Origin of the sequence: Flavobacterium frigidimaris, from assembly GCF_002217275.1 — a bacterium.
Lineage (GTDB): Bacteria > Bacteroidota > Bacteroidia > Flavobacteriales > Flavobacteriaceae > Flavobacterium > Flavobacterium aquidurense.
The window spans coordinates 109,111-118,936 of record NZ_MUGV01000017.1 but is presented as its reverse complement, the minus strand read 5'-3'; the positions used below and the strand labels follow the sequence as shown (position 1 = coordinate 118,936).

9 protein-coding genes are annotated in these 9,826 nt (G+C 31.6%); 7 read left to right on the top strand and 2 right to left on the bottom strand.

Annotated elements, in window-relative coordinates:
- The 4 genes from B0A65_RS10590 to B0A65_RS10575 all read left to right on the top strand — a co-directional run.
- The coding region (locus B0A65_RS10590; protein WP_242670264.1) for a hypothetical protein at positions 1-489 on the top strand (489 nt) is incomplete at its 5' end.
- Between the two features lie 91 nt (positions 490-580).
- On the top strand, positions 581-907 hold the full coding sequence (locus B0A65_RS10585; protein WP_074660133.1) for a YtxH domain-containing protein: 327 nt from the start codon (positions 581-583) through the stop codon (positions 905-907).
- A 76-nt stretch (positions 908-983) separates the two neighbouring features.
- Positions 984-1,334 (top strand): competence protein, encoded by a 351-nt coding sequence (locus B0A65_RS10580; RefSeq protein ID WP_074660134.1) that lies wholly within the window; start codon positions 984-986, stop codon positions 1,332-1,334.
- 6 nt (positions 1,335-1,340) lie between these two features.
- Positions 1,341-1,595: a DUF6327 family protein gene (locus B0A65_RS10575; protein WP_074660135.1), complete on the top strand. Its 255-nt coding sequence runs from the start codon at positions 1,341-1,343 to the stop codon at positions 1,593-1,595.
- Between the two features lie 19 nt (positions 1,596-1,614).
- Here B0A65_RS10575 and B0A65_RS10570 read toward each other — a convergent pair whose 3' ends face one another.
- A complete protein-coding gene (locus tag B0A65_RS10570; protein ID WP_074660136.1) occupies positions 1,615-2,598 on the bottom strand; it encodes an SPFH domain-containing protein in 984 nt (327 codons plus the stop codon).
- Between the two features lie 131 nt (positions 2,599-2,729).
- Between B0A65_RS10570 and B0A65_RS10565 the strand changes: the two genes are divergently transcribed.
- Positions 2,730-4,244 carry a hypothetical protein gene (locus tag B0A65_RS10565; RefSeq protein ID WP_123890314.1) on the top strand — a complete coding sequence of 505 codons (1,515 nt, stop codon included), beginning with the start codon at positions 2,730-2,732 and terminating at the stop codon, positions 4,242-4,244.
- 33 nt (positions 4,245-4,277) lie between these two features.
- On the opposite strand, the gene gltX is transcribed toward B0A65_RS10565, so the two are convergent.
- Positions 4,278-5,783 carry a glutamate--tRNA ligase gene (gene gltX / locus B0A65_RS10560; RefSeq protein WP_074660138.1) on the bottom strand — a complete coding sequence of 502 codons (1,506 nt, stop codon included), beginning with the start codon at positions 5,781-5,783 and terminating at the stop codon, positions 4,278-4,280.
- A gap of 164 nt (positions 5,784-5,947) precedes the next feature.
- Between gltX and B0A65_RS10555 the strand changes: the two genes are divergently transcribed.
- Positions 5,948-9,313 carry a DUF4175 family protein gene (locus B0A65_RS10555; RefSeq protein ID WP_074660139.1) on the top strand — a complete coding sequence of 1,122 codons (3,366 nt, stop codon included), beginning with the start codon at positions 5,948-5,950 and terminating at the stop codon, positions 9,311-9,313.
- Positions 9,310-9,729 carry an rRNA maturation RNase YbeY gene (gene ybeY, locus B0A65_RS10550; protein ID WP_074660140.1) on the top strand — a complete coding sequence of 140 codons (420 nt, stop codon included), beginning with the start codon at positions 9,310-9,312 and terminating at the stop codon, positions 9,727-9,729. The genes B0A65_RS10555 and ybeY overlap by 4 nt, the downstream gene beginning before the upstream one ends.
- Positions 9,730-9,826: the final 97 nt, after the last annotated feature.

The window sequence follows — 9,826 nt, the reverse complement described above, 5'->3', positions numbered from 1 at the left end:
AATTTAATTATCATGAAAAATGTATTTTTTACTCTGGCTATTTTATTTGCAAACATTGCAATTTCTCAAACACATCAAATTTCAAAACACAATGGAGAAGAATTGGATGTCAATTTTATCAAACATGAAAATGATTTAATTCATTATTCTTTTAACGGAAGTTCGGAAGAACATAAAATTACAAAGTACGCTGTTTCAAAAATTACCAATAAACAAACGAATCAAACTAAAAAAATATCTGATAGAGTAGTAGTAGATTCAAAATCAGATTACAAAATGGTAACAGTTTTACCTCAGGAAAAGACAATAGGTTTAAAACAAGTAGCTAATTTTTCTGGAATATCGACGAAGACAAAAGGAGAACCGCCAATTGCAAATCAAAACCAAACTGCTTTAAGAATCAAAACGCAGTCGGCTTCAAAAGGTTATCCGTTTGTAAGCATAGTTGAAAATGACGGGAAATACGAAGCAGTTGCTTACATGTATTAATTGTATTGTTAAATTATAGTAAATATCATTTAATCAATATCTTATAATTCAAAAAAACAGTACCTTTATTAATCATTTAAAATTTATTATTATGTCAAAGAACTTAAATACTATTGCGGCAATATTAGCTGGAGCCGCTGCAGGTGCAGCAATCGGGATTTTATTTGCTCCGGATAAAGGATCAAAAACCCGTGCGAAATTGAAAGAAGGTGTAGATGATGCAGCACATAATTTGAAAGATTCATTATCAGCAAGTTCTGAAGTTCTTCGTGAAAAATTCACTGGAGCTACTCAAGGTCTTGATGGTACTTTTGATGAATTGCTTTCGAATGTAAGCCACAAAACAGAAGAAGTAATTACGTTCTTAGAATCTAAATTAGCCGATTTAAAAGCACAGAACGCTAAACTTCAAAAATAATAAATACAAGAAGCGCAAAAATTGATTACTTTTAGATGTAATTTTTGTGCTTCTTTTTTTAATTTAAATTACAACTATGGCTTTTGAGGAGTTGAAAGAGAATACTGAAAACATTCAGGATCAGGCTAAAGTATATTTGGACAGTCACTTAGCTTATTATAAACTTTGGGGTTTTAAGGTTGCAATGAAATCAACAACCTTGATTTTTAAGTTTACTTTGATTTTATTGTGCTTTAGTATGGTTTTGCTTTTTGGATCAATAGCCGCAGCTTTTGCTTTTAGCACGATGTTCGGAAGTTATACTTTAGGATTTTTATCAGTAGGAGGGATGTACTTACTAGCAACGATTTTACTTTTCTTTGTAAAAGATAAATTTGTTGAAGGTCCGATTTTAGAGAAATTTTCAGAAATCTTTTTTAATGATTAAGTAATTATGGAACCGAAGAAATACTCATCATATGCTGAAATCGAAAGAGATTTAGAAATTTTAAAACTAGAAAAAGAGATTAATTATCAGAAATTAGTTTTAAGTTTTCAAAGAACCAAGGAAGGAATTACACCGCAGAAAATTGTAAATGGATTCTTTTCTTCTTATAAAGATTATTTTTCAAACAATTACCCTAGAATTTTGCAGAGGATTTTACCCCACATAATCAATTGGTTTATTAATAGAAAAAGAGGCAATTAAGCCTCTTTTTCGTTTTTTATTATTCTTTGGTTTCTGGCTGAATGTCATCTTCATAACCATGTTGTGGTTCGATAGGTTTTGGTTTCGCTATTTTCTTATTATTCTTTTTCATCATTTCACCTACTTGATTTGATGCTGAAAATGACGCAACCATATTATTCAGCATGTCACTGCCGGCTTGTGGAGAATTAGGTAATAATATTAAGTTTGAATTGGCATCAGCACCAATTGCTTGTAGTGTATCGTAATGTTGAGTTACAACAATCAAGGCAGAAGCTTCTTGAGAATTGATTCCAACACTGTTTAAAATTTCAACACTTTCTACCAAACCTCTTGCAATTTCACGACGCTGATCTGCAATACCCTGACCTTGCAATCGTTTACTTTCAGCCTCAGCTTTTGCTTTTGCCACGATTCTGATTCTGGAACTTTCGGCTTCAAATTCGGCAGCTGTTTTTTCTCTGTCGGCCGCGTTAATTCTGTTCATCGCATTTTTTACCTGGATATCTGGGTCAATATCAGTAACTAAGGTATTGATAATATCATATCCGTAAGTTGTCATTGCTTCATTCAATTCTCTTTTTACTGCAATGGCAATATCATCTTTTCTTTCAAAAACATCATCCAATTTTAGTTTAGGAACTTCGGCACGAACAACATCAAACACATAAGCTGTAATCTGATCGTGTGGATATTCTAGTTTATAAAATGCATCATACACTTTTTCCTGAATCACTTTAAACTGAACTGAAACCTTCATTTTGATGAAAACATTGTCTTTTGTTTTGGTTTCAATGATAACATCTAACTGTTGAATCTTAAGATTTACACGTCCGGCAATTCTGTCGACGATCGGAATTTTAAGCTGTAAACCTGAATTTCTAACGCTTAAAAATTTACCAAATCGTTCGATTACAACAGATGATTGTTGTTTTACGGTAAAAAATGAAGACATTAAAATAAATAATCCGAAGACTATTAAAATAATAAATGCTGTACCCATGGTGATATTAATTTAGATTTTTATAAAAATACAAATTATATAATAAGATTTAATCAATTGTTCCTTTAGAAGATTTTATTTGTTAATTTTTATTCTACTTTTGATTTCAAATTAACCAAAAGACAAAATTTATGAAAAAAATACTTTTAAGTATTATCCTATTTTCTTCTGTTTGTATGTCAGCGCAGACTGTAATTGTTGACGAAAAATTTGAAGATGAGAATGAACCTGTTACGTTTCAATATCTTCCTAATTCTAAAAAATTTGTTGTTTACAAAGGTTTTGGAATTACCATGACACTTTCTTATATAGTAACAAATGCTATGAGCTTTGATGTGGATGGAAAGAAAACAATTTTATTTGACAAAGAAAAATTAGTAAGCCCGACATTTTCTGTAACAGAGAACACTTATAAAGCTTATGATGCTACAAAATTTTCAATGAAAGCAAATTATAAATTTTTTCAGAATAACACTTCACATATTGTAAGTCATGATGCACTGGATAATTTAAATACTAGTTATTTTGGCCGTTACGATTATGATAATGTATTATGCGCTGTTACAAGTAGATGGCCTAATTTACCATTTGATGCTTCTTTTAATGACACTTATGATTTTGGCTTTACAAATCAAAAGCAGAAAGATAAAATTGATTTTGAAAAAGATGATATTTATTTAGAAACTGTTGAAATTAAAACCAATGCAAGAAAAAGGATTAAGTTAGATAAGCCAGATTTATCTTTGTTGAAAGGCGATTCATTTGCAGAACAAGATCCTAAGACTTCTTTCAATTGTAAATTGAATGGTAATGAAAACTTTGATATTATTACAAAGTCTGTTTCTTCAGATTTTCAAACGACTATAATATACAAAACAACGTATGATTTTCAAGGTAAGAAAATAAAAGAATTGCCTTTGACCTTAAAACTTAAAGATAATTTTTTTGTTACATCTGATAATAGTGGAGGACCTAAAGATTTTAATACTACACCTGCTAACCCTGGTAATCCTTTCACTACTGTTACTGTAACTTTAGGGACATTGTCTGTTAATCACTATTTTGAAGATAGAAAAAGTGGTGATATTTATGTTTTTGGAATTTTTAGCGAAAAAGCTACAAAAGAAATAGGTGGTGGTGCTAACCCAAAAGGGTTTTATGTATTTAAGTTTGACAAAGACGGAAAAAAATTATGGGAATCTTTAAACAAGATTGAAAGTAAAGATTTTTTCGAAAGAATTCACCAAACTTCTTTATTGCAAGTAAATCTGTTAGAGTATAAAAATGATTTAATTTTTACTTTGTCTGTCAATTCATTTACTGAATTTTCTAATTCAGCAATTGTAAATAAAGAAACGGGAACTATTTCTAAAATTAATTTTATTGAATATAATAATAATACAAGCAATTTAAAGAGTAAAGCTTTTGTGAACAACAGTTATGTTAGTGATGATTTTAAAAATAAAGTTTTCTCTCAAATGACTTTTGTAGCCATGATTGCAAACCCAACTCTTTTGAATTATGTAAAAGGTGTATCAAAAGAAGGAAAGAAATTGTATTATGATACTGTTTTTTCTGATCAGGGAATTTGGTTAGTTCAAACAGATAATAAGGAAAGTTATAAAGTTCTTTTATTTAAAGACTAAAAAAAAGCTCCCAAATTGGGAGCTTTTTTGTTTTTATAAAGTAGCTATCGCTTTCTGAATTCTCGAAATAGTTTCTTCTTTTCCGATGATTTCAACAATGTCAAATAGGTGAGGACCTTTTAAAGCGCCAACCAAACTCAAACGGAAAGGCTGCATTACTTTTCCCATTCCAATTTCATTTTTAGTTAACCAATCTTTTACGATTGCTTCGATATTTGCAGAATCAAAACCATCAATATATTCAAGAGTCGAAATCAATTCCTGCATTAGAGCAGGTGTCTCTTCCTTCCAGTTTTTACTTGCTTTTTCATCATAAGATGTTGGAGCCTGGAAAAAGAAATCAGTTAAATTCCAAAATTCAGAAACAAAATGTGCTCTTTCTTTAATCAAAGAAACAATTCTTGTAACATCGTATTTAGAAATATCAACACCTTTTTCAACTAAAATAGGAGTGAAGTCTTTCGCTAAATCAGCGTCATTTTGTTTAATTAAATATTGGTGATTGAACCATTTATTTTTCTCCGGATCAAATTTTGCTCCCGATTTATGAACCCTGTTCAGGTCAAAAGATTCTACTAATTCTTCTAAAGAAAATAATTCTTTATCCGTTCCGTCATTCCAACCTAATAAAGCAAGGAAGTTTATAACGGCTTCCGGGAAAAATCCTTTTTCTCTATAACCAGAAGAAACACCTTCTTCTGTTTTCCATTCTAATGGAAACACAGGAAAACCTAATTTGTCACCATCTCTTTTTGATAATTTTCCGTTTCCAATAGGTTTTAGAATCAAAGGTAAATGTGCAAATTCCGGAGCATCCCAGCCAAAAGCTCTGTACAATAAAACGTGAAGTGGCATCGATGGCAACCATTCTTCTCCACGAATAACATGTGAAGTTTCCATCAAATGATCATCCACAATATTAGCCAAATGATATGTTGGCATACCATCACTTTTGAATAATACTTTATCGTCAAGTAAACTGGTTTCAAATTTTACATCACCACGAATGATATCTTTTAAATGTAAAGTTTCATCAACCGGAGTTTTAAAACGGATTACATAATGTTCTCCATTAGCAATTCTTTTAGCAACATCTTCTGCAGAAATTAGCAAAGAGGTATCTAACTTTTCACGAATTGTATGGTTGTAAATAAATGTTTTTCCTTCTGCTTCTTGTTCTTTTCTTAAAGCATCTAAAGCTTCCGGAGTATCAAAAGCATAATAGGCCCAACCCGAATTGATCAATTGATCAGCATATTGTTGGTACAATTCCTTACGATCACTTTGTCTGTACGGACCAAATTTTTCATTTTTCCCAACGGTTTCTTCAGGAGCAATTCCTAACCATTCTAATGCTTCCATAATATAAGTTTCGGCACCAGGAACAAAACGAGTCTGATCTGTATCCTCAATTCTTAAGTAGAAAACACCATTGTTTTTTTTGGCAAATAAATAATTAAATAGGGCAGTACGAACTCCGCCAATATGTAATGGTCCTGTTGGACTTGGTGCAAAACGCACGCGAACTTGCTTTGACATTTGTTTAAATTTTGATGCAAAGATACAACATTAGTCAAAAGTCAAAAGTCGAAAGTCTGAAAGGTTTTTTGTTGCGTATTGAACTTTTGACTTTCGGCTTTTGACTTTCAGACTTATCGTTATAATTACTACTTTTATGGGTTATAATCAAAAGAGATTTTATTTTGAAAACGACATCTGCTATATATCAAAAGTTAGAAGCTTTTATAAAGAAATATTACACAAATGAATTGATAAAAGGAGGACTTCTTTTTATTGGTTTTGGATTATTGTATTTTCTATTTACGCTTTTTATTGAGTATTTCCTTTGGTTAAAACCAGTAGGAAGAACCGTTTTATTTTGGATGTTTATTGGAGTAGAAGTTTTCCTTTTGTTCCGATTTATCTTATTTCCAATTTTCAGGTTATTCAAACTTCAAAAGGGAATTGATTATAATCAGGCTTCTAAAATTATTGGAAACCACTTTACAGAAGTAAGCGATAAGCTGACGAACTTTTTACAATTATCATCTTCTGAAAATGCAGCAGAAAGTTCAGAATTAATGTTGGCTTCGATAGAACAAAAAGCAAATTCATTGCAACCAATTCCGTTTGGGAATGCTATTAATTTTAAAGCAAACAAAAAATATTTGCCATTGGCTTTGATTCCAATTTTGCTTTTTGCCGTGTTTTATATTTCTGGAAACAGCAATATTATTTCTCAAAGTTTAAATAGAGTAGTACATTTCAATGCTACCTTTTTACCGCCAGCTCCTTTCAAATTTGTAGTTTTAAATTCGAATTTACAAACAGAACAAAACAAAGATTTCGTTGTCAAAATGGAATCGGTTGGGAAAGTTGTTCCGGAGAATGTGATGATTCATATAGGAGATGAAAGTTATTTTATGGAATCATCTCAGCCAGGAAAGTTTGAATTCAAGATTGAAAAACCAGTTGATAATGTTCAATTTTCTTTTGAAGGAAATTCGGTTTCATCAGACGAATATGAATTAAAAGTGATTACAGTCCCATCCATTGCCAACTTCGAAATGGTGCTGAATTTTCCATCTTATATAAAAAAGAAATCAGAAACCATTCAGGGAACTGGAAATGCAATTGTACCAGAAGGAACTTTAGTAACCTGGAAAATGAATACACAATCGACCCAAGAGATTGTTTGGAAAGATGAAAATGCGATTTTTAAGTTTAATAAAGCTGAAAATGAGTTTAAATTGGCTAAAAATATCAGTCAAAACACAGAATATCAAATTCTTACTTCGAATAATAAGGTTAAAAACTACGAGAAACTGGATTATCAGCTGTCCGTTATCAAAGATCAGCATCCAACGATTACCGTTTCGCCTGCACCAGACAGTTTAAAGTTAGATAAGAATTATGTCTTAGGAAGATTGGGTGATGATTATGGATTGTCAAAATTACAGATTGTATACTACGAACGTAACAAACCAAACACGGCAAAGCGTGGAACCATTCCTGTAAAGCAAGCCGTATTTGATCAATTCGTTTTTAACTTTCCAAGTAATCTTGCTGTAGAAGAAGGAGTATCTTATGAATACTATTTTGAGGTTTTTGATAATGATGCGCCTCATCATTTTAAGAGTACAAAGTCTTCTGTTTTTTCAGACAGAGTTGCTACTACAGATGAAGTTCAGGATATGGAATTGCAACAGCAAAATCAGAATATAAATAGTTTGGAGAAATCTTTGAAGAATCAAACCAAACAGATTTCTGAGATCGATAAGATTCAGCAAACTGGAAAAGAAAAGGATAATTTAGAATTTAAAGATCAGCAAAAAGTAAATGATTTTATCAAACGTCAAAAACAACAAGACGAATTGATGAAACAGTTTGCTGAGAAAATGAACCAGAATTTGGATAAATTCAAAGACGAAAAGAAAGACAAAACGGCTGAAGATTTACAAAAGCGTTTAGATAATGCAGAGAAAGATTTGGAGAAAAACCAAAAACTTTTAGAGGAACTAAAGAACCTAAACGACAAACTGAATAGTGAAGATCTGTTTGATAAAATGGAAAAGTTCAAACAGATCAGTAAGAACCAATCTCGTAATCTGGAACAATTAGTCGAATTAACTAAACGTTTTTATGTGGAGAAGAAAGCGGATCAGGTAGCAGAAAAATTAAATAAGCTGGCAGATCAACAAGAAAAGCTTTCTAATAAAGAAAGTGAAAACACAAAAGACAAACAAGACGAAATTAATAAATCTTTTGATAAAATTCAGGAAGATTTAAAGGATTTAAAAGAAGAAAATAAAACATTAAAAGCACCATTGGATATTCCTGCTGATGCTTCAAAAGAAAAAGATGTTGATTCTGATTTGCAAAAAGCTGCTGAAGAATTAGCAAAAAAGAATACTTCTTCGGCTAAGCCAAAACAAAAAAGTGCTGCTCAAAAAATGAAAAGCATAGCACAACAAATGCAGTCGAGTATGGAAGGTGGTGATCAGGAACAATTGGAAGAAGATGTTGCAATGCTTCGTCAGGTTCTGGATAATCTTTTAGCTTATTCTTTATCGCAGGAAGATGTAATGAAACAATTTAAATCGATGAAATTAGGTTCTTCGGCTTATACGAAAAACATTAAAGTACAGCAGAATTTGAAACAACAATTCAAACATGTTGATGATAGTTTGTTTGCTTTGTCATTAAGAAACCCAAAAGTAGCTGAAGATGTAACAAAGGAAATTGGCAACGTACAATATAATGTTGATAAAGCTATTGAATCTTTGACCGACGTTCAGGTTCCAAAAGGAGTTTCGCATCAGCAATATGCAGTTTCATCTGCCAATAAATTAGCTGACTTTTTAAGTGATTTATTAAACAACATGCAGATGTCAATGTCTAAACCTGGATCTGGAAAACCAAAACCAGGAGACGGACAAGGAATGCAACTACCGGATATAATTCAAAAACAAAAAGGTCTGGGTGATAAAATGAAGCAGGGAATGAAAGAAGGAAATAAACCTGGAGAAGGGCAACAAGGTCAAGGTCAAAATGGAGAAGGCAAACAACAAGGTCAGGGTAAAGATGGTAAAGGTAAAGATGGAAAAGGAAATCAATCTGGTGGAAAGGGAAATGAGAATAAAGAAGGTAATGATGGAGAAGGAGACGCTGAAGCAATTATGGAAATCTATAAAGAGCAGGTAAAACTTCGTGAAGCTTTGCAAAAGGAATTAGCAAAACAGGGTTTAGATTCTCAGGGGAAATCTGTAATTGACCAAATGAAACAATCTGAAAAGCAACTTTTGAACAAAGGTTTTAAGAATGAAAACCTTCAAAGAATTTTAAATATTCAGCAGGAATTATTAAAATTAAACAACGCAGTTCAGCAACAAGGTCAAGATACGAAGCGTCAATCTGAAACAAACAAAGCTGAATTTTCTAATCGTTCGAATGCTTTACCAAGTTCGCTTTTGGAATATTTAAACAGTGTAGAGATTTTAAACAGACAATCACTACCTTTGCGCTCGAATTTTAATCAAAAGGTTCAAGAATATTTTAATACAAAATGATCAATTTTAATTACGAAACCCAATTCACATTAGATAATGAACAAGCCTTTTCTGATTGGTTAAGTGCTGTAATCGTTTCTGAGAATAAAAACGAAGGAGAGATAAATTACATTTTTTGTGACGACGAATATCTTCATAAGATAAATGTAGAATATCTGGATCACGATACGCTAACAGATATTATCAGTTTTGATTACACAGTTGGCAACGAACTAAACGGAGATATATTTGTTTCTGTTGAAAGAGTTGAAGACAATGCAAAAGATTTTAATGTTTCTTTTGAAGAAGAATTAAAACGTGTTTTGGCGCACGGTATATTACATTACTGTGGTTATAAAGATAAATCAGATAAAGACGCTGAGTTGATGCGCTCAAAAGAAGATGAAAAAATCGCAATGTTTCACGTGGAACAATAGAGGGGTTTTGTTTCAGGTTTTTTCGGTTTCAAGTTTCAACTTATTAAAACGAGTTAGTTGTTCCATGTGAAACATGTTTGATTTTAACAATAAAGAT

Coding starts and splice junctions, on each gene's coding strand:
- B0A65_RS10585 (WP_074660133.1), top strand. CDS start 581: ATGTCAAAGAACTTAAATACTATTGCGGCAATATTAGCTGGAGCCGCT.
- B0A65_RS10580 (WP_074660134.1), top strand. CDS start 984: ATGGCTTTTGAGGAGTTGAAAGAGAATACTGAAAACATTCAGGATCAG.
- B0A65_RS10575 (WP_074660135.1), top strand. CDS start 1,341: ATGGAACCGAAGAAATACTCATCATATGCTGAAATCGAAAGAGATTTA.
- B0A65_RS10570 (WP_074660136.1), bottom strand. CDS start 2,598: ATGGGTACAGCATTTATTATTTTAATAGTCTTCGGATTATTTATTTTA.
- B0A65_RS10565 (WP_123890314.1), top strand. CDS start 2,730: ATGAAAAAAATACTTTTAAGTATTATCCTATTTTCTTCTGTTTGTATG.
- gltX (WP_074660138.1), bottom strand. CDS start 5,783: ATGTCAAAGCAAGTTCGCGTGCGTTTTGCACCAAGTCCAACAGGACCA.
- ybeY (WP_074660140.1), top strand. CDS start 9,310: ATGATCAATTTTAATTACGAAACCCAATTCACATTAGATAATGAACAA.